Origin of the sequence: Actinoalloteichus hoggarensis (assembly GCF_002234535.1) — a bacterium.
GTDB lineage: Bacteria > Actinomycetota > Actinomycetes > Mycobacteriales > Pseudonocardiaceae > Actinoalloteichus_A > Actinoalloteichus_A hoggarensis.
In genome coordinates, this window is record NZ_CP022521.1 from 6,021,336 (window position 1) to 6,047,155 (window position 25,820).

Annotated in this window: 18 protein-coding genes; 3 read left to right on the plus strand and 15 right to left on the minus strand. The window is 72.0% G+C overall.

Annotated elements, in window-relative coordinates:
• Position 1 precedes the first annotated feature (1 nt).
• The 10 genes from AHOG_RS25640 to AHOG_RS25685 form a co-directional block, all read right to left on the minus strand.
• On the minus strand, positions 2-1,702 hold the full coding sequence (locus tag AHOG_RS25640; protein ID WP_093944813.1) for a DNA polymerase Y family protein: 1,701 nt from the start codon (positions 1,700-1,702) through the stop codon (positions 2-4).
• Positions 1,703-2,593: 891 nt separating this feature from the next.
• Positions 2,594-3,310, minus strand: coding sequence for a hypothetical protein (locus AHOG_RS25645; RefSeq protein WP_093944814.1), 717 nt, complete (start codon positions 3,308-3,310; stop codon positions 2,594-2,596).
• A gap of 826 nt (positions 3,311-4,136) precedes the next feature.
• Positions 4,137-5,756, minus strand: coding sequence for a bifunctional phosphoribosylaminoimidazolecarboxamide formyltransferase/IMP cyclohydrolase (gene purH, locus AHOG_RS25650; protein ID WP_245856444.1), 1,620 nt, complete (start codon positions 5,754-5,756; stop codon positions 4,137-4,139).
• Positions 5,753-6,340, minus strand: a complete 588-nt coding sequence (gene purN / locus AHOG_RS25655) for a phosphoribosylglycinamide formyltransferase (protein WP_093943606.1) — start codon at positions 6,338-6,340, stop codon at positions 5,753-5,755. The genes purH and purN overlap by 4 nt, the downstream gene beginning before the upstream one ends.
• 196 nt (positions 6,341-6,536) lie before the next feature.
• Complete coding sequence (locus tag AHOG_RS25660; RefSeq protein ID WP_093943607.1) at positions 6,537-8,513, minus strand: cell division protein PerM; 1,977 nt, start codon at positions 8,511-8,513, stop codon at positions 6,537-6,539.
• Between the two features lie 373 nt (positions 8,514-8,886).
• Entirely contained in the window at positions 8,887-9,579 is a 693-nt protein-coding gene (locus tag AHOG_RS25665) for a DUF5336 domain-containing protein (RefSeq protein WP_093943608.1), read from the minus strand.
• A gap of 430 nt (positions 9,580-10,009) precedes the next feature.
• Entirely contained in the window at positions 10,010-10,903 is an 894-nt protein-coding gene (gene sucD / locus AHOG_RS25670) for a succinate--CoA ligase subunit alpha (RefSeq protein WP_093943609.1), read from the minus strand.
• A 6-nt stretch (positions 10,904-10,909) separates the two neighbouring features.
• Complete coding sequence (gene sucC / locus AHOG_RS25675) at positions 10,910-12,088, minus strand: ADP-forming succinate--CoA ligase subunit beta (RefSeq protein WP_093943610.1); 1,179 nt, start codon at positions 12,086-12,088, stop codon at positions 10,910-10,912.
• A gap of 311 nt (positions 12,089-12,399) precedes the next feature.
• Positions 12,400-12,807: a coenzyme B12-dependent isobutyryl CoA mutase small subunit gene (gene icmB / locus AHOG_RS25680; protein WP_093943611.1), complete on the minus strand. Its 408-nt coding sequence runs from the start codon at positions 12,805-12,807 to the stop codon at positions 12,400-12,402.
• A 161-nt stretch (positions 12,808-12,968) separates the two neighbouring features.
• Positions 12,969-14,885 (minus strand): hypothetical protein, encoded by a 1,917-nt coding sequence (locus tag AHOG_RS25685; RefSeq protein ID WP_093943612.1) that lies wholly within the window; start codon positions 14,883-14,885, stop codon positions 12,969-12,971.
• 555 nt (positions 14,886-15,440) lie between these two features.
• Between AHOG_RS25685 and AHOG_RS30645 the strand changes: the two genes are divergently transcribed.
• Positions 15,441-16,256 (plus strand): M23 family metallopeptidase, encoded by an 816-nt coding sequence (locus AHOG_RS30645; RefSeq protein ID WP_093943613.1) that lies wholly within the window; start codon positions 15,441-15,443, stop codon positions 16,254-16,256.
• 151 nt (positions 16,257-16,407) lie between these two features.
• On the plus strand, positions 16,408-17,241 hold the full coding sequence (locus AHOG_RS25695; RefSeq protein ID WP_245856445.1) for a M23 family metallopeptidase: 834 nt from the start codon (positions 16,408-16,410) through the stop codon (positions 17,239-17,241).
• 593 nt (positions 17,242-17,834) lie between these two features.
• On the opposite strand, the gene AHOG_RS25700 is transcribed toward AHOG_RS25695, so the two are convergent.
• The 5 genes from AHOG_RS25700 to pcrA form a co-directional block, all read right to left on the minus strand.
• On the minus strand, positions 17,835-19,235 hold the full coding sequence (locus AHOG_RS25700) for an MFS transporter (protein WP_093943615.1): 1,401 nt from the start codon (positions 19,233-19,235) through the stop codon (positions 17,835-17,837).
• Between the two features lie 450 nt (positions 19,236-19,685).
• Complete coding sequence (locus tag AHOG_RS25705; protein WP_093943616.1) at positions 19,686-21,092, minus strand: MFS transporter; 1,407 nt, start codon at positions 21,090-21,092, stop codon at positions 19,686-19,688.
• Positions 21,089-21,796 (minus strand): ArsR/SmtB family transcription factor, encoded by a 708-nt coding sequence (locus AHOG_RS25710; RefSeq protein ID WP_093943617.1) that lies wholly within the window; start codon positions 21,794-21,796, stop codon positions 21,089-21,091. The genes AHOG_RS25705 and AHOG_RS25710 overlap by 4 nt, the downstream gene beginning before the upstream one ends.
• An 84-nt stretch (positions 21,797-21,880) precedes the next feature.
• The gene (locus AHOG_RS25715; RefSeq protein WP_342746063.1) at positions 21,881-22,231 is read right to left on the minus strand and encodes an RloB family protein; all 351 of its coding nucleotides are present in this window, start codon (positions 22,229-22,231) and stop codon (positions 21,881-21,883) included.
• Between the two features lie 17 nt (positions 22,232-22,248).
• A complete protein-coding gene (gene pcrA / locus AHOG_RS25720; RefSeq protein ID WP_093943619.1) occupies positions 22,249-24,729 on the minus strand; it encodes a DNA helicase PcrA in 2,481 nt (826 codons plus the stop codon).
• Between the two features lie 393 nt (positions 24,730-25,122).
• Between pcrA and AHOG_RS25725 the strand changes: the two genes are divergently transcribed.
• Positions 25,123-25,770, plus strand: a complete 648-nt coding sequence (locus AHOG_RS25725) for a DedA family protein (protein ID WP_093943620.1) — start codon at positions 25,123-25,125, stop codon at positions 25,768-25,770.
• Positions 25,771-25,820 lie beyond the last annotated feature (50 nt).

Genomic DNA, 25,820 nt, shown 5'->3' on the forward strand with positions numbered 1-25,820 from the left:
ATCAGTACCTCCCCTCGACGAACCAGCCGCCGTGCTCCCTGGCCAGCAGATAGGCGTCGCCGCCCGCATCGCCCCGACCGGCGTCGGTGATCACCTGAAGCCGTGCGACCCGGCGAGCGCCTGCCTCGGGTCGGCCGGGACTCACCGGCATGGAGGCGTCGTCGAAGGCCGTCGTCCACCATCGCTCCTCCACCGGCCACGGCCCGGCCCAGGCCAGCACCTCCATCGGCGGGCCGGCCCCGATGAGCAGGCGAGCAGGCGGCGCGGTCAGGACATAGCGGCCGCTGACGCCGACCGGTTCGCCCGCCGCGTCGAACAGCCGGGCCGACGTCGGCGGATCGGGCAGCCACGACGGCGACGGAGCAGGCAGCCTGCCCGGCCACGGCTGGGTCGGGTCGAGGCCGGGGGCGGGTTCATCTCCCCAGGGCACCAGCCGCACCTGTTCCCGAGGCCCCCGGCCGCCGCCGAGCACCGGAGTCAGCACCGAGTCGGGGCCGAGCAGCCCCTGCACCCTGACCAGCGCACGGCCCGCACGCTCCGCCGCCGTGCCCGCCCGGTCGCCCGCGCTGAACAGATCGAGCTGCAGGCGGCCCGCGCCCACCAGCTCCGCGGGCTCCAACCGCAGCATGACCAGCCCGGCCGTGGGACCGTCCTCGACGAGGTCGTCGCGCGCACCACTGCGGAGACCGGCTCGGAGACCCGCCCGGGCTCCGGGAACGTCCTCGGGGCCACGGCGACCGCCCGTACGACGCAGCCAGCCGTCGAGCTGCCAGCGAACCCGATCGGCGATGCCCGCCGAGGTGAGCGGCTCGGCACAGCGCCACAACCTGGTGAGCTCCTCGCCATGCTCGGTCCGAGCGACGATGCCGAGGCGCGTACAGGCCAGACCGCGTTCGACGAGATCGGCATACAGTCGCTCGGCCAGTGTTCGCGCGGCGAAGGCAGCCGCGTCGACCCGCTCCACCGGCGGATCGAACTCCTGGGTGACCGAGGAGTCGACGGGCGCCCGGCGCATGGCGAGCGGGCGTTCCTCCACCCCCCTGGCCAGTCGATGCGCGAGGACCGCGTCGACCCCGAACCGGGAGGCCACCTCGGCGGCGGTCAGCGCGGCGAAGTCGCCCAGCGTGCGCAGCCCGAGCCTGCGCAGCAGATCCACCAGTCGCTCCCGTTCCTCGCGGCGATCCGCCGGGTCGATCAGCTCCCCGGCGGGGAGCGGCGCCAGGAAGTCAGGAGTGGCTCCGGGCGGGATCAGCTGCCCTCGGCGGGCGGCCAGCGTGGCGGCGAACAGTCCGTCGGCCACCCCGACCTGGCATTCCACACCCGCCCGAGCGGCGACGGCGTCGACGAGCTGCTCGGCGAGCGGCTCCTCGCCGCCGAAGTGGTCCGCCGACCGCGCGACGGGTATCGCGAGCACGCCGGGCCGCACGATCTCCACCGCGACGACCAGCTCCTCCACCGCCGAGGCGATCGGCTCGAACAGCCGGGCGTCCCGCGCCTCGTCGGCGGGCAGGACGACGAGTTCCGGACAGCGTGACTGCGCATCGCGCTTCCGGGCGCCTCGACGCACACCGTCGGCACGGGCCGCCGTCGAGCAGGCGACCACTCGGTTGGCGGCGAGCACCGCCGCCGGTGTCTCCGGCGGCAGCCGCGCATCGACGCAGGCCGCCACCACCGGCCAGTCCGGACACCAGAGGACGAGCATGCGCAGCGGTGTGGCGGCGGCAGGCCCGGTGGGCTGCGCGGTGGACGGCGCGGTGAGCTGTCTGGTGGACGGCTCGACCCCGGAGGCCGCCGCGACGTCAGGCGCCGACCCGGCCTCCCGACCAGCCGCAGGATCGGCCGCGGGGCTCACGACGGACAGCGGCCTCGAAGCCGGGGGCCCCGCCGAGGACCGATCGTCGAGCGCGGCCCCCGGCGGGAGCACGACCGGCGTGGGGGTCTCGGGTGCGTCCGGCATGGCGTCCTCCTCGTTCCGGTGTCGTGGCGGTCGTTTCGTAGACCCCGTTCTCGTCCGTCCGCCGGCCCGATCAGCCCGTCAGCCCAGCCGGTGCAGCCGGCCCACACCAGCCACGTCGACCTGTCAGTCGCGCCAATCCACCAGCCACGCCGACCGATCGGCCACGTAGGCCCATCAGTCCAGCCGGCCCGTCGGCCACGTCAGCCCACCAGCCCGGCCTGCTCTTCAGCCCGGTCGATCCATCGGTCCGGCCGGCTCGGCACCGCCCGTGCCATGTCGTCGAGCGCGGGCAACCCGAGCGGGCACCTTGCCGCCAAGGCCGCGGCCACGGCCTGACTGCCGAGGCGTCCGCTCGGATCGCGGGCAGGCGCGGCGACGAGGTGGTGCCCCGCCTGCCGTCGGGCGACAGGCCGATCTGCCGCCTGTCCGACGCCTCATCGCGAGCTGTGGTGATGCGGTCTTTCGATGTTCGACCGCGCGCCGCCGCGTCTCTCGTGCCGTGCCCGCCTGCGGACCACGACCTTCGTCATCGCAGGGCCCACGGCCTCCGTCTCTCGGAACCCGCTCAGAGCAGCAGACCGCTCACCGCAGACCCCCAGCTCCGACCATGCCGTCCCGAGCCGCGGCGACGCCCGCTCAGCCCGCGCTCGTCGCCGGGGACGGTCGGCCGGAGAACCGATCGCCCGATCCCGCAGGCCTGGTAAGCCGACCGTCGCCCCCGACGAGAGGCATCCGTGCCGACCTCGGCCGAGCAGCGGCTCCCCGTCCGACCACGCGCACCGTGGCCTGACAGTCGCGTACTCGGCCTTCGCCCCGCCCCGGCCCGCTCCAGACCTGTTCGACGCAGCTCACGTCCAGATCAGGCGCGGGCCAGTCGTCGAGCCGCCCGGTGGGAAGCAGCACCGCACCACGCTGTCTGGCCCTGGCCGACAGGCTTCTGGCCTCGGTCGACCGCAGTCCCGGTGTGTCCGCGACGACGATCAGATCGAGGCCGTCGATCAACGAGGCGACCACCGCCGCCGGATCCCTACCTGGATGAGGGACCAGAACGAGACGCTCCACCGCGACGCCTGCCTCGGCGGCGGCGAGCACGCCCAGCCCGGCCATCCCCACCACTGCTGCCCAGGAACCGGCGGCGGTGGCCTCGGCGATCAACGCGAAGAGCAGCATGGCGGACCCGCGCACCGCCACCGTGCTGCCCCGGCGAAGACCGCCCCAGGGGAGTAGCGCACCCAGTTGCTCCCGGACCGGCAACACCTGTCGAGCTGCGAAGTCCGCTGTGCCCACGGCCATCCCCGACGCCGTGACCACCCCGTCCAACGCTGCCAGCGTGGTGACCGCAGCCCGGGACACCGGCTTCCCCTTTCTTCCTGCGATGTAGCAGGCCCCCGACACCGGCCACACCACTGATCGAACGTTTGTTCGATGACATGTCCCAGTAAAGCCGTCGCGAAAGAGCCCGTCAAGGGTGGGGGACGCCACGACCGGGTGAAATGCGGCCGGGGCCGCTCCGGTGGGCCCGCCCGCGGCCGGGCACCACCTCGCCGTGCTGCCGGATCGGCACTGCCCGACCGACAGGGCCGCCGATGGACCGGAGGTCGCCGATCGACGGGCCGCCGATCGGCAGGAACCGCCCGCGCCGCGGCGACCGGAGACAGGCGGACGACGGAGTCCGCCGGTGCGAGACGTCGACCTGAGGATCGGCGGGCTTCGGCGGCGGAACGGGCCAGATCGACCGTGGACGGATGCGAGGAGGACCGGCCGTCTCGCCCCGGGATCAGGTGGGAGGAGCCGAGGAGTTCGAACAGGAGCCGGGGCTCGGACAGAGGCAGCCGGTTCCAGCGGAGGCGGGCGTGCAGGCGAGGGCAGGCGTTCCTGCGAAGCCGGGGATGGCGGCAGAAGCTGGATCAGGCATATCGCCCCGGAGAACGGCCCTGCCGAGGTGCGATCGCGCTTCTCCGGCCGGAAGCGGCGGTGCGCGGCGCCAAGTGCCCGACACGGGCCGGGCGACACGCGCGTCGAGCCGGGTCGGTCGGACGGCGAAAGCGCAGGCGCCGCCGTGCGAACGGGCCGTCCGCCGCCCATGGCGTGCCCGTGCCGCCCGAGCACCGTGACACAGAGCAGACCGCCTCGTCGACGCTCGACGAGGCGGCTCGCCGCTCAGCGCGGCGGATCGAGCTCAGTGCGCGAAATGCCGCGTGCCGGTGAGGAACACCGTGACGCCCGCCGCCTCCGCCGCAGCCAGCACCTCGGCGTCGCGCACCGAGCCGCCGGGCTGCACCACGGCCCGCACGCCCGCGTCCAACAGCACCTGAAGGCCGTCGGGGAACGGGAAGAACGCATCGGACGCGGCCACCGAGCCCTTCGCCCGGTCGCCCGCCCTGGCGACCGCCAGCCGCGCGGCGTCGACCCGGTTGACCTGGCCCATGCCCGCGCCGACGGTCGCCCCGGCGTCGGCCAGCAGGATCGCGTTCGACTTCACCGCACGGCAGGCACGCCAGGCGAAGGCGAGATCGGCCAGTGTCTGCTCGTCGACCTCGGCGCCCACCCGCGTCCAGTTCGCCGGATCGTCGCCCTCGGCGTCGATCGCGTCCGCCGTCTGCACCAGCAGGCCGCCCGAGATCGCCCGCGACTCCGCTCCGCCGCGCACCGGCGGCTCGGCCTCGAGGATGCGGATGTTCTTCTTCCTGGTCAACACGTCGACCGCCCCGTCGTCGAACGCGGGTGCGATGATCACCTCGGTGAAGATGTCGACCACCTGCTCGGCCATCTCCACCGTGACCGGCCGATTCGCGGCGATCACCCCGCCGAAGGCGCTGACCGGGTCACAGGCATGTGCCCGACGATGCGCGTCGGCGATGGCGCCGTCGCCCGCGAGCGCCGAGACCGCGATGCCGCAGGGATTGGCGTGCTTGATCACGGCGACACAGGGCAGCTCGTGGTCATGGGCCGATCGCCAGGCCGCGTCGGCGTCGACGTAGTTGTTGTAGGACATGCCCTTGCCGTGCAGCTGTGTGGCGCCTGCCAGCCCCGTCGCGGCCGTGTCACCGTCCCGGTAGAGGGCGGCCCGCTGGTGCGGATTCTCCCCGTAGCGCAGCACCCGCTCCCGTTCCCAGCTCCGGCCGAGCCAGTCCGCGAATCCGGTCGTCTGCTCGTCCGAGACCAGTGTCTGCCCCATCCACGAGGCCACGGCCATGTCGTAGGAGGCGGTGTGGCGGAACGCGGCGGCGGCCAGCGCCTGCCGTTCGGCGAGGGTGAACCCGCCTGCCGTGACGGTGGCCAGCACCGACTCGTACCGGGAGGGCTCCACCACGACGGCGACGTTGGCGTGGTTCTTCGCCGCCGCCCGCACCATCGCCGGACCGCCGATGTCGATCTGCTCGACGCAGTCCTCCGGTGCCGCGCCCGAGGCGACCGTCTGAGTGAACGGGTAGAGGTTCACCACCAGGAGGTCGAACGGCGCGATGTCCAGGGTCCGGAGCTGCTCCTCGTGTTCCGTGCGGCGCAGGTCCGCCAGCAGACCCGCGTGGACGCCGGGGTGCAGCGTCTTGACCCTGCCGTCGAGACACTCGGGAAAACCGGTCACCTTCTCGACCGGCGTGACCGGGATGTCGGCCTCGGCGATCCGCGCGGCGGTCCCGCCGGTGGAGACGATCTCCACTCCCGCGGCGTGCAGGCCCCTCGCGAACTCGATCAGGCCCTCCTTGTCCGACACGGCGATCAGCGCGCGGCGCACCGGGCGACGGGCGGCGCCGTCGGGGGCGGTCTGATCCGAACCGTCGGTCACGGGGTCGGTCACGGGATTGTCACCTTTCGTCCGGTCACGGTGCAGCCCTCGCGGGCCAGCCGGGCCACCACGTCCACGAGCAGCCGACGTTCCACCGTCTTGATTCGTTCGTGCAAGGTCTGCTCGGTGTCCGAGGCCAGCACCGGCACCGCCTCCTGCTGGAGGATCGGTCCGGTGTCCACTCCGGCGTCCACCAGGTGCACGGTGGAGCCGGTGACCCGCACGCCGTAGCGGATGGCCTCGGCCACCGCATGCGCGCCGGGAAAGGCGGGCAGCAGGGCCGGGTGCGTGTTCACCACGCGCCCGTCGAACCGCGCCAGGAAGTCGGGCCCGAGGATCTTCATGAATCCCGCGGAGACCACCAGGTCCGGGCGATGCGCCGCGACCTCGTCCGCCAGCGTCCGATTCCAGTCGGCCCGATCGGGATGATCGGCCAGCCGCACGGCGAACGTCGGCAGTCCTGCCTGCGCGGCGCGCGCGAGTCCGGCCGCGCCGGGGCGGTCCGAGCCCACCGCGACCACCTCCGCGGGGAAGTCGGGAGCCGCCGCGGCGTCCAGCAGCGCCTGCGCGAGAGTCCCGGCGCCCGAGAGCAGCATGACGACGCGGGCGGGAACGGGAAGTCGAAGCCGGGAGGAGTCGGGTCCTGCATCCGGTGGTGAAGCGCTCAGCGTGATCTCCTGACGAAACCGGGGAGGAGTGGCCCAAGCCTAGGTCTCGCCGGTTCGATCACCGCAGCCAGGGCGATAGGCGACCCGATCGGTTGATCTTCGTCGCCGTGGCGACGGATCTCGGCTACGCGCGGGGTGCGTCCGGATCTTCCTGCGGCCAGTCCTCGACGGCCTCGTCGAGCGTGCCGCGCGGCTGCGGCATCGCAGCCGCCTCGGCGACGGGCGACGGCAGGACGACGCCGCCGACGTCGGCCGACCGGACGGTGAGGTGATCCCACGTCGCGGCCGGCCCGCGACCTGCGGATCTCGCCCCGGGCTCCGTCCCGGAGTCGACGGCGGGATTCCGTCGGGGAGCGGGCACGTGGAGGGCGACCGGCCGGTCCGTGAGCCGGTGGGCGGCGGCGTCCTCGACGACCTCGATCCGCTCGATCACGCCGTCGCCGCCCGCGGCCGGCCTCGTCCGCGACGTCTCGACGGACGGCTGCGGGGCTGTGGAGCCGCCGTCGTCGCTCCGGGCTCCGTCGGTCCGGTGTGCGTCGGCTCGGGCGCCGTCGGCGTCGGCTCCATCGGGCACGACGTCATCGGGCACGACGTCATCGGGCACGACGCCATCAGGCACGACGCCATCAGGCACGACACCGTCCGGATCGGCGGAGGACGTCCCGCCGCGCCGACCCGCATTCGCCGCCTCGACGGCGGGCCGTGCCGCGACGGGCCTCGGGTCCTCGGCGTCACAGGCGACCGGGGCGTCCCCGTCGGGGTCCGTCCCGGCAGGCACGGCGTCCCCCTCCCCGGCGTCCCCCTCCCCGGCGGCCGCCTCGCCGTCCACGGCGGCCTCCCCGGAATCCCGGACGACCTCGATCTCCCCGGTCTCGGCGTCCTCGTCGAACTCGCGGTGGGCCGCCCGCTCGGCGACGGCGCCCTCCCCCGCCGCCCGACGCGGCCCGCCGAGCAGCGCCACCAGGACGGCGGGCGTCCCGACGAGGACCAGGACGGCCGTCGCCAGTCCCGTCGCCGGGACGTGCACCGGGTCGAACGCACCGCTGCCGAGTCGGCCGCCCGCCACGGCGGCGGCGATCGAGACGATCGACGCGGCGAGCCCGACCCCCACGAGTACGTCGCGCAACCGCTCTCGCCGCGATCGCGCGCCGGCGCGGAACCCACCGAGCAGCAGGCCCGCGGCGATCGGCAGGAGCAGGGTCAGCGCCCACCACGGGCGGGCGGCCGCGTCCGGCAGGGCGGCCAGCAGCGGAAGGTCCAGCTCCGGTCCCGGTCGGGATGCGAAGGGCGTCGCCACCGCATGACCGAGGGAGAATCCCGAACCCGCGGCGAACGAGAGCCCCGCCACCACCGCGTTGGGCAGATAGGCCAGCGAACACGCCAGGAGACCGAGCGCGTCGGCGAGGCGATCCCGAGTGAACGACTCGACGATCTCCGGTGCCGCGACCAACAATCCGAACAGGGTCACCGAGGCGCCCACCGCCAGCAGCAGGGCCGCGCCGAGCAGTCCGACCCTGACTCCGTCCCGGAGGAACGCGGGCAGCCGGCCGGACCACGTGAGCGGCATTCCGCAGCGCAGCACGCCGACCCCGGCGGCCGTCGCGGCCAGCAGCGCGGCCGTCACTCCGGCGCTCGACGGGAACACGATGACGAGCCCCTCGCTGCCGCCCGTCGCGATCTCGGCGAACGCGACGGCGAGCACCCCGTGGCCCGCGCCGGTCAACGCCACGAGCAGCAGCGCGGTCCATGGCGTGCCGCCCAGTCTGCGCAGCGTCGAAGCGACGCTCGTGGCGATCAGGAAGAACAGGATCAGGGTCGGCAGCAGCGGCAGGACGCCCAGCGGCTCGCCGAGAATCACCAGCGGCACCTGGTGAGCCGCGAGCCACGCAGGCACCGACAGACTCGCCACGGCACCGAGGGACAGCGCGTCGTCACCTGCGGTGGCCAGGATCAGGACCGTCAGGGCGATCACCGTGAGGCAGCCGAACACCAGCGAGTTCAGGACCGACGTCACGAGCGCTCTGGCCCGCTCCAGCCGGGCTGCCTCCGGGATCATCACCCGATCCGCGTCGTCGTCGCCGTCCGCTCGGAGCGTGATCACGCGGGCAGGGTCGCACCGCGAACGCGCGGTTCCGGCCAGCCGCGCCGTTCTCGAACGGGTGAGGACGGTGGGCGACCGCCGGAGGAGCGTCGTCCCTCGACGACACGTGTTCCGCTGCCCGGCCGACGAACCACGTGCCCGGCCGCGAACCGAGGCCGCCGGGCACCGGTCCACGAGGGGCGAGACCCGCCGGCGGCGGGCGCCCCGATCGCCTGCGGCACGGAACCCGTGAGAGGGGTGTCCGGCGGAGGTCCGACACAGCGGGGACGTGCGGAGACGGCGACGCGGTTCGGCACCGGCGGCCGCTCAGCCGCTCGCCGACGGGCGGGCCGCTGGAACGCGACCCGGCCCGCGGGAACGGCCGGGCGCTCGACTACTGGCCGTAGCCGCCGGGTGGCGGGGTGGTGCCGGGCTGCTGGCCGTACTGACCGGGCTGCTGCGTACCGCCGAACACCTCAGTGCCCTGGGAGTACGGCGCCGCCTGGGCCGGCTGCCCGCCGGTTCCCGGGTTCTGCTGCGCGTACTGCTGCTCCGCCTGGCCGTACTGGGCCTGCTGACCGAACTGGCCCTGCGGGGTCTGGCCGTACTGGCCGGGCTGCCCCGCCTGCGGGTTCCAGTTGCCCTGCGGATAGGCGGGTTTGGGGGTGACCTTGAGGATCTCCGCGTTGAACAGCCACGCCGTGACCAGCGCACCCGCCTCGACCAGACCGACGATCAGCGCCACGATCGCCAGGACGGACACGTCGCCCGGCCAGTGGACGACCATCTGCAGCAGGCCGAGCACGCCCGCCACCGAGAGGAAGGCGAACAGCAGGTGCAGCTGCGGGCCCTTGGGCAGCAGCGAGACGCCCGCGAGCAGACCCGCGAGCAACAGCAGCGAGACCGACGTCCCCGTGCCGCCGCCGATGCCGAAGGTCGGGGCGAGCTGTGACTCGCCGAAGGCGAGCAGGTAGATGATGAGGCCGAGCCCGGCTCCGACGAGAGCAAGGATGGACGGAAGGCTGAAACCTCCCGCAGGCGCTGGACTGCCTGCCTGCTGTTGAGGTGCGCCGTAGGGCACGGACATGGCGGGGTCTCCTCCTCCACCGGATGCAACATTGCCGTTATCGGGCAGTCGGAACGCTAGCCGATCGCCCGGATAGGACGAATGTCGGTCTCACAGCGTTCCGTTGATCCCCCTGGTTTCGTGATCCCCCGGGACAGCGTGCACCACGATCACTCTGTCGAGTAGAGATTCCGCACTTTCCGTGACGATGGACTCGTCCGGTGCGCGGAGCATGCCGTGCCGATCGGTCCTCATCAGCCCCGGGGGAACGGGCGATCCTCGTCAGCCCGTGGAACGGGCTCCGATCTCATCCGACCGTCCGCACGGCCCGGCCGCCCGTCGACGGCCCGATCGCCAGTGCCCGCGGCGCGATCGGACCGCACCGGTCGGCGAGACGACAGCAGGCCGGACATCCGCAAGGAATGTCCGGCCCTGCTGTGAGTACGGCCGATCAGCCGACGAGCGCCGCGACGGCCTCGCGAGCCAGTGCCGCCGTCTCGCTGGGGGTCTTGCCGACCTTGACGCCGACCGCCTCCAACGCCTCCTTCTTCGCCGCCGCGGTACCCGAGGAACCGGACACGATGGCGCCCGCGTGGCCCATCGTCTTGCCCTCCGGAGCGGTGAAGCCCGCGACGTAGCCCACCACCGGCTTGGTGACGTTCTCCGCGATGTAGGCCGCCGCCCGCTCCTCGGCGTCGCCGCCGATCTCGCCGATGAGGACGATGACCTCGGTCTCCGGGTCGGCCTGGAAGGCCCGCAGGGCGTCGATGTGCGTGGTGCCGATCACCGGGTCGCCGCCGATGCCCACCGCGCTGGAGAAGCCGATGTCACGCAGCTCGTACATGAGCTGGTAGGTCAGCGTGCCCGACTTCGAGACCAGCCCGATCCGCCCCGCGCCGGTGATGTCCGCCGGGATGATGCCCGCGTTGGACTTGCCGGGCGAGATCACGCCGGGGCAGTTCGGCCCGATGATCCGGGTCTTATTGCCCGCGGCGTTCGCGTGCGCCCAGAAGGCGGCGGTGTCGTGCACCGGGATGCCCTCGGTGATGACCACCGCGAGCTCGATGCCCGCGTCGATCGCCTCGAAGACGGCCGCCTTGGCGAACTTCGGCGGAACGAAGATCACCGACACGTCCGCGCCGGTCGCCTCCATCGCCTCGGCGACGGTGGCGAACACCGGAAGCACGGTGCCGTCGAAGTCGACCTTCTGGCCAGCCTTACGGGGATTGACCCCGCCCACGACCTGCGTCCCGGCCTTGAGCATCCGGCGCGTGTGCTTGGTGCCCTCCGCGCCGGTGATGCCCTGGACGATGACCTTGCTGTTCTCGGTGAGGAAGATAGCCATCTGGTGTCACGCCCCCTGCGCGGCGAGTTCGGCGGCCTTGGTGGCCGCGTCGTCCATGGTGTCGACCTGGACCAGACCCGGCAGGGCCGCCTCGGTGAGGATGCGCCGCCCTTCCTGGGCGTTGTTCCCGTCGAGCCGAACGACGATCGGCCTGGTCACGGCCTCGCCCCTGCTGTCGAGAAGCGCGAAGGCCGCGACGATGCCGTTCGCGACCGCGTCACAGGCGGTGATGCCGCCGAAGACGTTGACGAAGACGGACGTCACGTCCGGGTCGGAGAGGATGATCTCCAGCCCGTTGGCCATGACCTCCGCGGAGGCACCGCCGCCGATGTCGAGGAAGTTGGCGGGCTTGACGCCGCCATGCTTCTCGCCCGCGTAGGCCACCACGTCGAGCGTCGACATCACCAGGCCCGCACCGTTGCCGATGATGCCCACCTGGCCGTCGAGCTTGACGTAGTTGAGGTCCTTGGCCTTGGCCGCGGCCTCCAACGGGTCCTCGGCGCCCTTGTCGACCAGTTCGGCGTGGTCGGCGTGCCGGAACGCGGCGTTCTCGTCCAGCGTGACCTTGCCGTCGAGAGCGATGATCCTGCCCTCGGGGTCGCGCACCAGCGGGTTCACCTCGACCAGCGTGGCGTCCTCGCCGACGAACGTGGCCCAGAGCTTCACGATCGAGTCGGCGACCTGGTCGGCGACCTCGGCCGGGAACTTCGCGGCCTCGACGATCTCGCGTGCCTTCGCGGAGTCGACGCCCGCGATCGGGTCGATCGCGATCCTGGCGAGTGCCTCCGGCTTGGTGGCCGCGACCTCCTCGATGTCCATTCCGCCCTCGACCGAGGCCATCGCCAGGAAGGTGCGGTTGGTGCGGTCGAGAAGGAAGGAGAAGTAGTACTCCTCGGCGATGTCCGAGGCGGGGGTCACCAGCACGCGATGCACCGTGTGGCCCTTGATGTCCAGGCCCAGGATGGCCTCGGCCTTCTCCTGGGTCTCGGCGGGGTTCTCGGCCAGCTTCACGCCGCCCGCCTTGCCTCGCCCGCCGGTCTTCACCTGGGCTTTGACCACGACCGGGACGCCGAGTTCCTCGGCGGCACCGCGAGCCTGGTCTGGGGTAGTGGCGACCGTGCCCGGGAGCACCGGAACGCCGTATTTGGCGAAGAGGTCCTTCGCTTGGTATTCGTACAGGTCCACTCGAGTCTCCTGCGACGTCGGTGTCGGACTCCGCAGACCTTAACGACCTGCGATGACGGCGGGCACGTCGCATCCGGTGAGGTCAATCACCGCGTGACCTGCGTCGCAGAGATCCGCTTGGGATTCGGCGTCGCGACGACGGGGGGCCGTCCGCACGTCCGCCGCGCGTCGCCCACGACGCGCCGTCGGACCTCGCCGATCCGCCCGACGAGCGGGCGCTGATCACTCGATCGGCGAGCGGCCGAGAGACGACCGAACCGACGACTGTGACGACCGTCTCAACGCCCGACGTCGTCCGCACGTGGAGCGACTCAGGTCCCGGCGGGCTGGGCCACGTTGCTGCGGACCCAGTCGACGATCTCGTGGGTCGGCGCGCCGGGGGTGAACACCTTGGCCACGCCGAGTTCGGCGAGCTTCGGCAGGTCCTCCTCCGGGATGATGCCGCCGCCGAAGACGACGACGTCGTCGGCCTCCCGATCCCGAAGCAGCGCGACGACCTTCGCGAACAACGTCATGTGGGCTCCGGAGAGCACCGACAGACCGACGGCGTCGGCGTCCTCCTGCAGGACGGTCTCGACCACCTGTTCCGGCGTCTGATGCAGGCCCGTGTAGATGACCTCCATGCCCGCGTCGCGCAGCGCTCTGGCGACGACCTTGGCACCTCGGTCATGACCATCGAGGCCCGGTTTCGCCACGACCACCCGGATACGACCGCTCACGGCTTCCTCCCACCTGGGCGTCGCGGCCCTTCGAGACCTGGATCGACAGGCTCGCGCGGCATCGGCGACGACCCGTCATACGACGACGTTGTCGATGTCCCGCAGTCACGCGGAACACGAAGACCGCTCGCGGGTTCGCGGGCGGACTCGCTGATCGCAGACTAGTCCCTCGGAGTGGGGTCGGCGGAGCGTCGGGTGGCGCGGAACACCACGCCCGCGCCCACCGCCGACACGGCCACTCCGCAGAGCCCGAGCCAGAGGCCGGGGCCCGGCGCCGCATCGGCCACGCGGTCCGAGGTCAGCGGGTACTCCAACACCCGCAGCAACAGCAGTGCCGCGGCCCCGAGGAACAGTCCGGCCGCCTGCGCGGGCCGGGAACGGGGGGCCAGCGCCACGGCCACGACCACGCCGAGCAGGCCGAGCACCTGGCTCCAGGAGGCGATCTGGAAGTTCGAGAGGATCCCCGCCGGACGCAGCTCCTCCGACTCCAGCACCGGCAGGGCGAAGGCACCCAGCGCCCACAGCGCCACCATCGCCGCCGGGATCACCGACGGCAGGTCGGCGGGCCATTCGGAGAGGTCGACGTCCTCGCGCTCCACCGCGCCCGCCGTCCAGGCGAGGAAGCCGCCCGCCCCGGCCAACGGCACGGCGGCCATCACCAGCCAGGCACCGGCGCCGAGTCCCGCCCCCACGAGCTGGTTGGCGGCGAAGACGACGTCCAGGGACACCGCGGCGACCATCGGGGCGGCCAGCCAGCCGACGACGAGGGCTGGTCGAGCGACGGTGGAGCTCACGGACACCAGCAGTCCGACGCCGAACAGGATCAGCAGCACCGCGGCAGGCACGAGCAGACCCGCCTGGTGGTTGACCGGCGCCGCGGTCAACCGATCGGTGGGGGCGAGGCCCGGCAGGACGGCGCCCCCGGCCAGCGCGAGGCCCGCGAGCAGCGCGGGCACCCCCGCCGCGCGTCGCAGCCGCCGGGCGCCGGGCAGCCGGACCTCGTCGACGCCCTCGGCGGTCGTACGACTCGACGGACGCGGTGTGATCCGCAGTGCGAGCAGCGCGAGGACGAACGCCGCGACGAGCGCGAACACCGGTCCGGCGGTCGTCTTCAGCTCGGCGGCGAACAGTCCGGCGGCGACGGACGGCGCCGCGAGCGCGAACACCAGCAGCGCGGTGCCGAGCAGGCCGCCCAACGCCCGATCACCGTCGGTGTCCCTCGCCGCCGTGGCGAGCAGGGTCGAGACGACGAGGCCGAGGAAGGCCGCCACCCAGCCCCCGAGCACGAGGCCGTCGGCGTCCAGCACCGCCTTCGACAGCAGATACGGGTCCTCGGAGGAGAACGGGGCGCCTGCCAGCCCCAGACAGGCGGCCACGATCACGAACAACGCCGTGATCGCCGTTCCCTGTCGCCGCCCGGCCTGCACGGGCGCGGCTCGATCCGGGATGCCGGACAGTCGCTCCACGTCGTCCGAATCCGCGGAGGCCGCGCTGGAGCCCGTGTCGAGCCCCGGGCCGGGTACCGCGCCGAAGGCGATGCCGTGGCTCGGACCTGCGTCCACCCGGCTTCCGACGTAGGCGATCACGCCGGCGCTCAGCGCGGCGAGATGCGCGACCACGAGCAGGACGGCGCCGAGTCCGGGCCCGGTCGGTTCAAGGGTGGCGAGCCGGATCAGTTCCGGGCGCACCGCCGAGGCCGCGTCGACGAGGAGCACGCCGTCGGCGAGCGCCCGGCCGGGCGCCACCAGCGCCGAGGCGATCAGCAGGCCGACGGCGACGCCCGGCCTGCCTCGGACGGCGAACAGCGCGGCGAGCGTCGCGGGCAGCAGGTGGATCAGGGCCGTGAGCGGCCACGAGGCGAATCCAGGCGCCGAGGCGGGTGTGGTGAGGCCCGTGAGCGGGGCGAGCGTCGCGAGCAGCGCACCGCCGCCCGCCACCGCGATCGCGATCCACAGCCGGGAGTCGTCGTCGGGGAGGGTCGTGGAACTCGATCCGCCGTCTCGCGGCGCCCGCCGGGCCGCGGGTCGGGCCGGTTCACCGGAGGAACCGCCCGCGATCGATCCAGTCCGCGCATTCACCGCGCCGACGCTAGCAAGGGGTGCGTGTGCTCCGAAGGATGTCACCGTGATCGCGGGTCGGCGGCGGTGAGTCGGCAGCGGCCGAGTGCCCGCCGGACCGGCGGCAGGCGACGGGCCGGACGCCGCTACCGACGAGTACGGCATTCGTGGCAGCGACCATTCCCGAGGTTGCAGTGACATATATCACATCAAATCGCCGTTTGAATCCCGGCGGACTGAGGACGGAGTAGATCAATTGGGCCGGCCGGAGCATTGATCGTTACGGCCCGTCCGCCCCAGTGACCAGGAAGCCCGCTTCTCAAACCTCTTCGGCCGAAAAAGTCAACAACACAGACGGTCACACTTCTCCGACCAGGGCCGGAAGCCGCCCCCCATTCGGCAGAGCGTGATCTCAGGGAGTTGCCCTTAGGGGTCTCGCCCCGTTACTGTCCCCCGGTCCGTTGTCACGGTCTGATCACGAACACATCGCTGTCGGCGAGAGCCGATCAGCGAGCCGGGAATCCCCCGCCCGGACGTTCGTTCCAGACTCCCCGAGGCGGAACGGAAGGGCAGGCTTTGTCTCAACACCGCTCACCCGGCGGCCAGAGCTCCCCCGAGGTACGTGATGCCGCGCGGCGACGCGCGGCGACACGGAGTCGCGGAGCTCACCGGCTCAGTACGCCTTCTCCAGCACTACGTGGTCGCTTCGTCATCGCGGCCGTCGCGGCAGGCGCCTTCGTCGCCGCAGGCCAGTCTACGCAGTTCGGTCTTGACTCCGACGGCGGACGGGCGTATGGCGCCGAGACGACCCACCTCGCCGCGGGCTCCGACGCGGCACCGGCCGCGTCCGCCCCGAGCCACTCCGGCGTCGGCGGGACGATGATCGCGCCCGAGGTGCTGCCGATCGCGCAGGACGCCGACCCCGGCACCGCGGTCAGTCAGATCGTCAAGGGCCAGCAGATGGAGGTCGAGACCGCCGCCGCCGAGGCGGAGGCCGCTCGCCCCAAGTTCTGGGCGCCGGCCCAGGGCACCTACACCTCGGGTTACGGCGCGCGCTGGGGCACGACCCACTACGGCATGGACATCGCCAACGCCATCGGCACGCCGATCCTCGCCGCGCACGACGGCGTCGTCATCGAGACCGGCCCCGCCAGCGGCTTCGGCCTCTGGGTCCGGGTGCAGGCCTCCGACGGGACCGTCACCGTGTACGGCCACATCGACTCCTACTCCGTTCGCCCCGGCCAGCAGGTCAAGGCGGGCGAGCAGATCGCCCGGATGGGCAACCGAGGCTTCTCCACCGGGCCGCACCTGCACTTCGAGGTGTGGGCTCCCGGCGACGGCAAGAAGATCAACCCCGCGACCTGGTTGCAGGAGCGCGGCGTCCAGTTCTGATCGACCGCTCGCGGCGCGGTGCCCTCGGCGTCCTGCCGGGCGTCAGCACGCCGCGAACAGCTACTACAGACGGCCCGCGAGGGCCGAGACCGCAGTGCAGACAGGACATCTCGCCGGTACCCCGACCGGCGGGCCGGAGACCCCCTATCCGGTGTCCTCGAAGAAAGGTCAGGCGTTGTCTCGACATCGCACCGCAGGCGGCTCCAACCCGTCGTCCCCGGTACTCGACAGGGCACTGGAAGAACGCTCCCCGCGCCCCCGAGGCTCGCACCGTCTGCCGCCGCCGCCGTCCATGCGGGGCAAGCTGGTCGTCGCCGCCGTCGCAGCGGGTGCCTTCGTCACGGCAGGCCAGTCGGCGATGCTCGGCAGCGAGCGCGATGACCACCAGACGGTCGACGAGGTGGCCCCGCTGGCCGCGGGCGGCGCGAGCGCGTCGTTCAACGGTGTCGGCGGCACGATGCCCGCCCCCGAGGTCCTCCCCATCGTCCAGGACGTGACCCCGGACGCGACGGTCGGCCAGATGGTCAAGAGCACCCAGATGGAGGTGGAGATCGTCGCCGCGGAGGAGGAGGCGGCCCGCCCGAAGTTCTGGGTTCCCTCGGTCGGCACCTTCACCTCCGGTTACGGCCTTCGCTCCTTCGGGAGCCGCTTCAACGAGAACCACCTGGGCATCGACATCGCCAACGCGATCGGCACGCCCATCTACGCCGCCCACGACGGCGTCGTCACCACGGCGGGGTCCGCGAGCGGCTTCGGCCTGTGGGTCAAGGTGCAGGCCGCGGACGGCACGACGACCGTCTACGGTCACATCGACTCCTTCTCCGTGCGCCCCGGCCAGGTCGTCCAGGCAGGCGAGCAGATCGCGGTGATGGGCAACCGAGGCGACTCCACCGGGCCGCACCTGCACTTCGAGGTCTGGGCGCCGGGCACCAACCAGAAGATCGACCCGCAGGCCTGGCTGGCCGAGCGCGGCGTCTATCTCTGAGCGCGCGCCGATCGGACACGGGCGCGGTCGTCCCGCGCCGCCGGTCGCCTCGGTCGCTTCGATCACGTGATCCAGTCAACACCAGACCCCCGACAGGATCGAACATCGGTTCGAACGCCGGCTGGCGTTCCGCCGGTCCCGAGGTCGGCCGCCGCAGACCGACCGGTCTCCGCGTCACCGCGGGCGGGGCGGCTCTCCGACGCGCGCCCCGGTGATCACCGCCAAGGCGCCCGCATCGGGTCGAGGCCGCCCGCCCCGCCCGCCTGACGACTCTCCGTCTCGAGGCACTGGGTAGGGCAGGCCGCCGCAGCCGGACCGAGCCAGGGGCCGGGCGCGCAGCCTGACACTCCACGGGCCCGGCTGGATTCGGCCCGGCCAGTCGCTGCGCATCGACGCGGCACCACGAGCGGCGACGAGCCAGGCAGGCCGACCGACCGACCACACCGGACACCGGGAGCACCGGAGACCGGACGGGTTCGGACACCGACCACGTCGGACTCCCGGGAACAGGGCAGGGCCCCTTGCCCAGGAGTTCACCGGCTGTTCGAGGGCTGTCACCGCGGCCTGCCCACGACGACACCGACCGCCCCGGCTCAGGGCCGTCGCTCGGCGGCCCGTCCGCCCGAGGCCGCACCGTCGTTCGAGGCCGCACCGTCCGACCCGTCCTCATGGGAGTCGGTTCCGAGCGGGTGCACCGCTTCGCCGTCATCCAGGCCCGTGGCATCCGACTCCTCCGGCGGAGCCAGGTTCTCCAGATCGACGTCCGGCCGGCGGACGAGCAGCCAGAACGCCGCCGCGATCACCAGCTGAGCGATCCCGCTCACCAGATACACCGTGCGAAGCCCGGCCATCGCGGCGATCACCCCGCCGAGCAGCCCGCCGAAGGGCATCAGGCCCCAGACCACGGTCCGCCAGGCGCCCTGGACTCGACCGAACAGGTGGGCCGGGATGAGCGCCTGACGCAGCGACATCGTGATCACGTTGAACAGCACGATGGACAGTGCGCTGACCGCCAGCATGACCGCGGCCCACAGCGGCACCGGGATCAGACCCACCGCCAGCAGGCTCAGGCCCGTCACGGCCAGACTGGACACCAGGACGGCGGCGCGCGGCAGCAGTCGGGTCACCGCCCCCGCCGTCAACCCGGCCACCAGGCCGCCGACGCCCATGGCGAGGGCGAAGAGACCGAAGATCGCCTCACTGAGGTTCAACTCGTCGACGACCAGCAGCACCACCATCGCCATCGACGCCTCCAGGGCGACGGTGACCAGACCGGTCAGCAGCATCAGGGCACGGAGCAGTCGATGGCCCCAGAGCCAGCGCAGGCCCTCGCCGATCTCCCTGCGCAGCGACCTCTTCGCGGGCCCGTCGGCCGAGGCGGGCCCGGCCTCGTCCGGCGCCGCGGGCTCCCGCGTCGCCCGGTATGAACCCGGCAGGGCGAAGAGCAGCAGCGCGGCGATCAGGAAGCCCGCCGAATTGGCCAGGAAGGGTCCGGCCGCGACCAGGACGAACAGCACGCTGCCCAGCGGAGCACCGACGAACTCCTGGCTGACGACCTCGGAGGCCTCCATCCGGCCGTTCCCGGTCTCCAGCTGATCGCGATCGATGACGGCCGGAAGCATGGCCCTGGCCGCGCTGTCGTACAGGGTCTCGGCGGCGCCGAGCAGGAAGGCGGCGATGTAGAGCATCCAGACGGCCGCCGAGCCGGTGAGCACCACCAGGCCCAGTGCTCCGACGATCACGGCGCGGATCAGGTTGGCGCCGATCATCGCCTTCCTGCGATCCATCCGATCGACCAGCGCCCCACTGAGCAGGGCGAACAGCAGCCACGGCACGAAACTGAACGACACGAGGCTGCCGACGAGCACCGGATCGCGCGTCAGGGTGGCGGCCAGCAGGGGAAGCGCCACCCGCCCGATGCCGTCGCCGAGATTCGAGATCGTGGTCGCGCTGAACAGAGTCCAGAACCGCGACCCGAGCCGCGCCGCGCTCACCGACGATCTCCTCCGCCGCTGTGCGAGATCGACCGGAACGACGGGGAGACAGGCACCATGCGAGACAAGTTACCGTGCGCTATCTGACGATTACAGGGGTCCGGGCGAATCCAGGGCGCGACGTCGTCACACCGCATAGCGCGTCCTCGGCAGGCATCCTGACAGAGACCGCGGCGGGCAACCGCGGCCATCGCCCGGCAGCGAGCACTCCAGCGCCGCGAGGCCCGGCCATCCGACGGCGGACCGGACCGAGGCCGCCTGCCACAGCCGCGCCTGTGGCGCCGCGGGGCCTACGGCTCGGCGGCTCGATCGCGCCAGGACGTCAGGTGCGGCCCCGGTCAGGAGGGGACCGGGGCCGCACCGCCTGCCGCCGATCAGATCGGCGGCGGTCAGGGGTTGTGCCCGGCGGGGTTGCGCTGAGCACGGTTATGCCTGACAGCGGGATGACGATCAGGGAGTGGGCGTCCGCACGGCGGTGTCCCCGTCGGCACGGCGCTCCTCATCCCGGACCGTGTCGTCGGCCTCGGCCGGCTCCTCGCCTGCCCCGGCGTGCCGGGCGGAATCGCGTGCTCCCCGTTCCTCGGCGTTCGCCTCCGTCCGCGCCGCCCAGTCCAGGTCGTCCAGCTCGTCGATCTCCTGCCCTCGGGCCTTCAGCAGCAGGGCGAGGACCACGGCGACGACCAGCCCGACGATCCCGCTGACGAGGAACACCGTCGGCACGTCGGTGATCCGGGCGAGCAGTCCGCCCAGCACTCCGCCCACCGGCAGCAGTCCCCAGGCGATGGTGCGCCAGACGCCCTGCACCCGGCCGAAGAGGGGCGCCGGAACGAGCGCCTGCCGCATGGACATCGACACCACGTTGAACATCAGCACGGCCATGCCCGTGAGGAAGAAGGCCGCCGCGGTCAGAGCGGGCACCGGCAGGAGGCCGACCAGCAGGAAGGCCAGGCCCATGATCGCCTGTGAGACGACGAGGACGGTCCGGCGGCGGAATCGACGCAGGAGCACGGGGGCGCTCAGCCCGCCGAGGAGGCCGCCGACGCCGAGCAGCACGGCGAAGAATCCGTAGGAGACCTCCGGCAGTGCCATCACGTCGACGATCAGCAGGACCACCAGCGCGGTCGAGGCCTCCACCGCCGCCGCACTGAAGGCCGCGACGAAGACGAACGGCCGGAAGACGCGATGCCCCCACAGCCAGCGCATGCCCTCGGCCATCTCCCGGCGGAGGTTCGGGCGCACGGTGGGCGTGTCGGCGGCAGGCGCGTCGGCGGCGGGTACGGCCCGATGGCTGCCCGGCAGCAGGAGCAGCAGCAGCGCGGCCACCAGGAAGCCCGCCGAGTTCGCCAGGAACGGGCCTGCGGCCACCAGCACGAACAGCGAACTCGCCACCGGGGCGCCCAGGAAGTTCTGCGCCACCACCTCGCCCGCCTCCAGGCGCCCGTTGCCTGCCGCGAGCTGATCGCGGCGGACCACGCCCGGCAGGATCGCCCGCGCCGCGCCGTCGTAGAGCGTCTCGGCGGCGCCGAGGAGGAAGGCGGCGACGAAGAGCATCCAGACGGCCGCCTGCCCGGTGAACACGGCGACCGCGAGCGCCCCGACCACGACCGCCCGGAAGGCGTTGGCCGCGATCATCACCTTCCTCCGGTCCATCCGGTCCACCAGCGCGCCGCTGAGGAGGGCGAACAGCAGCCACGGCACGAAGACGAAGGAGGCGAGGGAACCGATCAGCAGCGGGTCGCGTGTCAGGGTCGCCGCCAGCAGCGGCAGGGCGACGCGGCCGATGCCGTCACCGAGGTTGGACACCGTGCTGGAGACGAACAGCGTCCAGAAGGGTCTGCCTAAGCCGTTCGCGCTCATCTGGTCTCGTCCTTCGCTTCGTCTGCGTCGCGGTGGGAGGTCTCGGGCGCGCCCGCGGAGTCGGCAGGCGGCGTGGCGTCGTCGTGCAGGGGCGGGTTGGGGAAGGCGTTGAGCTGGATCTCGACGGACTCGGTGCCGGGGCGGGCCTGGCGGCCTCGATAGCGATCGATCACGGCGCCGAGCTCGGTCACCAGCTCATGGAGTTCGGCGGCGTCGAGCCGCATCATCATCACGCCGTCGATCGAGGCTTCGATCCACTCCTGGCTCCACTGCTGGTAGGTCTCCATCCAGCGCTGCAGCCGTTCGTCCTTGCCCCGCTGGAACTCGCGGATGACGAGCTGCGCGGCGGCCCTGGTGTCCTCGCGTCGCAGGAACTCGTGGCCGTGCAGCCTGATGCCGCCCTCTCGGTGTCGCCACCACCGCTCCCGCCCCGAACCCTGTCGTTCGTCGTCCTCGATGAGTCCGTGCCGCGCGAGCTGCCGCAGGTGGTAGCTGGTCGACCCGCTGGTCTCGCCCAGCCGACGGCCGAGTTGCGAAGCGGTCGCGGGCCCGTGCAGCGAGAGCTGATCGAGCAGTTCGATCCGCAGCGGGTGAGCGAGGGCGCGCAGGCCGGAGACGTCGATCGTCTTACGGGCAGGGAGCTCCGGTGGCGGCGGTGGGGCCGAGGGCTCCGGCGAGGCGGCGGGTTCGGACGGCTCGATCATGAGTGCAAAGTATCCTTTGCACAGGATGCTTTGCAAGCTTTTCTTTGCATTCTGACGAGGACCCACCCGCGAGGGCAGGCACCGCTACCGGCGCGCCCGCCTACGGGTCTCGGTGATCACGTCGAGCAGCCGCCAGACCGAGGTGGACGGGTTGTCGCCGGACGCTCCGGAGGGCAGCGTCCGGCGAGCACGATCGACGGCGATCACATGCGCCTCGACCGGAAAGTCCGGTGCCGCCTTCTTGGCGTAACCAGGCAGGTGTCGACGCAGGGCGCGCTCAGCCTGCTTCGCGGTCGGATACGCGTGCTGATCGCCGAAATGCAGGAGCAGCCATAACTCGAAGCACGGCGTCGAGACAGCGATGTCCATCTCGTTGCGGCGGACGTAGTGGAGGGCGTCGTCACGACAGGAACCTTCGTGACACGTCAGTTGGATGCATCCGCTGCGCGGTCCTACAGCTTCGTCATGGGGGCGTTGCCGATGAGCATCAGCTTCACCCGGCCCGCCGTGCCGAAGTCGATGGTCGCGGTGGTCCTCGGGCCGCTGCCGTCGGTGGCGACGACCTTGCCGAGCCCGTACTTGTCGTGGCTGACGCGGTCGCCGACGTCCAGTTTCATCGGCACCGCGTTGGCGGCCCCGCCTCGGCCGAAACCGCCGAATCCCGTGGTCCGCATGCCGCTCTGTGCCACGGAGGCCTGCGCGGAGTCGGAGCCGAAGGCGGCGCCGGACCGACCGCCCCAGCGAGTCGCCACGCTGGGCGCGGTGCGATCCGGCGCGATGCGGCGCCAGTCGACCAGGTCCGCCGGGATCTCCTCGAGGAACCGCGACGCCGGGTTGGTCATCGGCTGCCCCCAGGCCGAGCGGACCAGCGCGCGAGAGAGATACAGCCGCTCCCGCGCCCGGGTGATGCCGACGTAGGCGAGCCTGCGCTCCTCCGCCGCCTCGGCGGGGTCGCCCAGCGCCCGCAGATGCGGGAAGATCCCGTCCTCCCAGCCGGTGCAGAACACCACGGGGAACTCCAGGCCCTTGGCGGTGTGCAGGGTCATCAACGTGACCACGCCGTCCTCGGACTCCGGCACCGAGTCGGAGTCGGCCACCAGCGCGACCCGCTCCAGGAAGGCGGCCAGCGAGCCTGCGGGCGGCCCCTCCTCGACGTCGACGTCGACGTCCGCCGGTGTGTCCGCCTCCTCGGCCGGGACCGTCGCATCCTCCGCCGCCAGCGCCTGCTGCACGAACTCTCGCGCCACCGTGACCAGCTCGGTCAGGTTCTCCACTCGCGAGGCGTCCTGGGGGTCGTCGCTCTCCTCGAGCGTGGCGCGGTAGCCGGTGCGTTCCAGCACGGCTTCGAGGATTTCGGCGACGTCGCGGCCCGCCTCGAGTTCCGCACGCAGCTCGTCCATCAACGCCACGAAGCCCGCGACGGCCTTCTGCGACCGCGAGTTGAGCAGCGCGACCCGACCCTCGGCCGCCGCGCGCAGGGCCGAGGCGAAGCCGATGTCCTGCTGTTCGGCGTACACCGAGACGACGGCCTCCGCCCGATCGCCGATGCCGCGCTTCGGGGTGTTGAGGACGCGCCGCAGGCTGACGGCGTCGTCGGGATTGGCCAGCGCCCGCAGGTAGGCCAACGCGTCGCGGACCTCGCGGCGCTCGTAGAACCGGACGCCGCCGACCACCCGATACGGCAGGCCGAGCCGGATGAAGATCTCCTCGAAGACCCGTGACTGATTGTTCGTCCGGTAGAAGACCGCGATGTCGCCGTTGGCCACCTCGCCCGCGTCGACGAGCCGGTCGATCTCCCTGGCGACGAACGCCGCCTCGTCGTGCTCGTTGTCCGCGACGTAGCCGACGATCTTCTCGCCCTGGCCGGAGTCGGTCCACAGCCGCTTGTCCCGCCGATCCGGGTTGCGGGAGATCACGGCGTTCGCCGCGGAGAGGATCGTCTGCGTCGAGCGGTAGTTCTGCTCCAGCATGATCGTCCGGGCGTCCGGATAGTCTCGCTCGAACTCGACGATGTTGCGAATCGTCGCGCCTCGGAAGGCATAGATCGACTGATCCGCGTCGCCGACCACGCACAGCTCGGCGGGCGGCACGGCGGGGCCCTGGTCTCCGGTCGCGGCGCCGACCAGCTCCCGCACCAGCACGTACTGCGCGTGATTGGTGTCCTGGTACTCGTCGACCATGACGTGCCGGAAGCGGCGTCGGTAGTAGCCCGCGACGTCCGGGAACCGCTGCAACAGCTCGACCGAGCGCAGGATCAGGTCGTCGAAGTCCAGGGCGTTGCTGGAGTGCAGTCGGCGCTGGTAGGCGGCGTAGACCTGCGCCACCCGTCGTTGCAGCTCGTCGGCGGCCTGCTCGGCGGCCTCGGCCGGGCCGATCAGCTCGTTCTTGAGATTGGAGATGTGCACGGCCAGCGTCCGCGCCGGATACCGCTTGGGGTCCAGCTCCAGGTCGCGGGCGACCTGGGTGATCAGCCGCTTGGCATCGTCACCGTCGTAGATGGAGAAGTTCGAGTTGGCGGTGCCCGCCGAGTCGTCGTCGCCCGCCAGCAGCTCGCGCAGCGTCCTGGCCTCACGTCGGAGCAGTCGCGCGCACATCGAGTGGAAGGTCGACACCCACATCAGATTCGCCCTGGGGCCGACGAGGTCCGCGACACGCTCCTTCATCTCCGCGGCGGCCTTGTTGGTGAAGGTGATCGCGAGGATCTGACCGGGATGAACGCCGCGGTCGGCGAGCAGATAGCCGATGCGGCTGGTCAGCACCCGTGTCTTCCCCGAGCCCGCGCCCGCCACGACCAGCAGCGGACTGCCCTCGTGCGTCACGGCCTGATGCTGCTGCGGATTGAGCCCGGACAACAGGGACGCCGAGTCGACGGCGTGGCGGGCCGGAGCCGAGGTGGACGTCGCGTCTGGGGACAGCTCGAACAGGGTGTTCATCGACACTCCACGGTACAGGCCGGAGTGGGTCCATCCCTCCAGCGCTCAGGCAGGCCGATCCTGCCTACCGCATCGCCCCGACAGGGGAACGGGCGCCCCGGCCGTGATCGCCGCGGCAGCCGACACGACGGTCACCCTCCACTCGTGAACACCTACGCTCCGTGATCGGTTCGCGGAGGTCGCCGCTTCCGGGGCCGCGCCGACCATTCGCACGCCGTCGGGGCGGCGTGCGACCGCTCAGGGAAGACCCGGACGACTCCCCCACCACGGTGTGGGGGTCGTTCCCGATGTCCCGGGCAGCCGTCGCGGCACAAAGTGGGTAGAACCAATCGGTAGGGAGCCGAACGTGCGGCATGACCAGCCCGGCCCCGCGGGGAAGGAACACGGTGCTCGATGCCCGACTTCGTGAACGGAATCGTCTCGTACCTGACCTCGCTCGACCCCGCCGTCTTCCTGATCGGCCTGCTGGTGATCATGATCCTGGAGACGTCGTTGCTGGTGGGGCTGGTGGTGCCCGGCGATGTCGCCGTCCTCGTCGCCGCCGCGACGCTGGGTTGGGAGTACGGCCTGTGGATCGTGCTGATCAGCTTTCTCGGGACCCTCGTCGGGCAGTCCGGCGGCTATCTCCTCGGCAGACTGATCGGCGACCGCATCCGGCGAGGCTGGATCGGCCGCAAGATGGGTGACAGGAGGTGGGCGGAGGCGGAGTCGATCGCCACCGGGGACGGCGCCCGCGCCATGATCACCACTCGGTTCGTCGCCGTCGTCCACTCGATGGTGCCGGTCGTCGTCGGATCGCTGGGCCTGAGCTACCTGCGTTTCATCCGGCTGGCCACCCTCGGGGCCGCGCTCTGGGCGGTCGCCTGGACCGGATTCGGCCTGTTCGTCGGCGGTGCGGGCCGGGCGATCGGACACCAGTGGGGCACCCTGGGATTCGGCGTGCTGGGCATCCTGGTGTCGGGCGTGGTGCTGTGGCGCTCCCTCAGCAAGCGCCGCCGAGAACACGCCCGTGCGCAGGAGGCGGAGCAGCAGACCGGTTGACGAGTGTTGTGGCAGACTGAAGCCGTGTTCACGCACCGCTACTTTGCTCA

What these genes read in the sequence shown, in the direction of transcription:
- AHOG_RS25640 (WP_093944813.1), bottom strand. Translation starts at nt 1,702, where the DNA reads ATGCTCGTCCTCTGGTGTCCGGACTGGCCGGTGGTGGCGGCCTGCGTC.
- purN (WP_093943606.1), bottom strand. Translation starts at nt 6,340, where the DNA reads ATGCTGCTCTCGGGCGCCGGGACTCTCGCGCAGGCGCTGCTGGACGCC.
- AHOG_RS25665 (WP_093943608.1), bottom strand. Translation starts at nt 9,579, where the DNA reads ATGTCCGTGCCCTACGGCGCACCTCAACAGCAGGCAGGCAGTCCAGCG.
- sucD (WP_093943609.1), bottom strand. Translation starts at nt 10,903, where the DNA reads ATGGCTATCTTCCTCACCGAGAACAGCAAGGTCATCGTCCAGGGCATC.
- AHOG_RS25705 (WP_093943616.1), bottom strand. Translation starts at nt 21,092, where the DNA reads ATGAGCGCGAACGGCTTAGGCAGACCCTTCTGGACGCTGTTCGTCTCC.
- AHOG_RS25710 (WP_093943617.1), bottom strand. Translation starts at nt 21,796, where the DNA reads ATGATCGAGCCGTCCGAACCCGCCGCCTCGCCGGAGCCCTCGGCCCCA.
- pcrA (WP_093943619.1), bottom strand. Translation starts at nt 24,729, where the DNA reads ATGAACACCCTGTTCGAGCTGTCCCCAGACGCGACGTCCACCTCGGCT.
- AHOG_RS25725 (WP_093943620.1), top strand. Translation starts at nt 25,123, where the DNA reads ATGCCCGACTTCGTGAACGGAATCGTCTCGTACCTGACCTCGCTCGAC.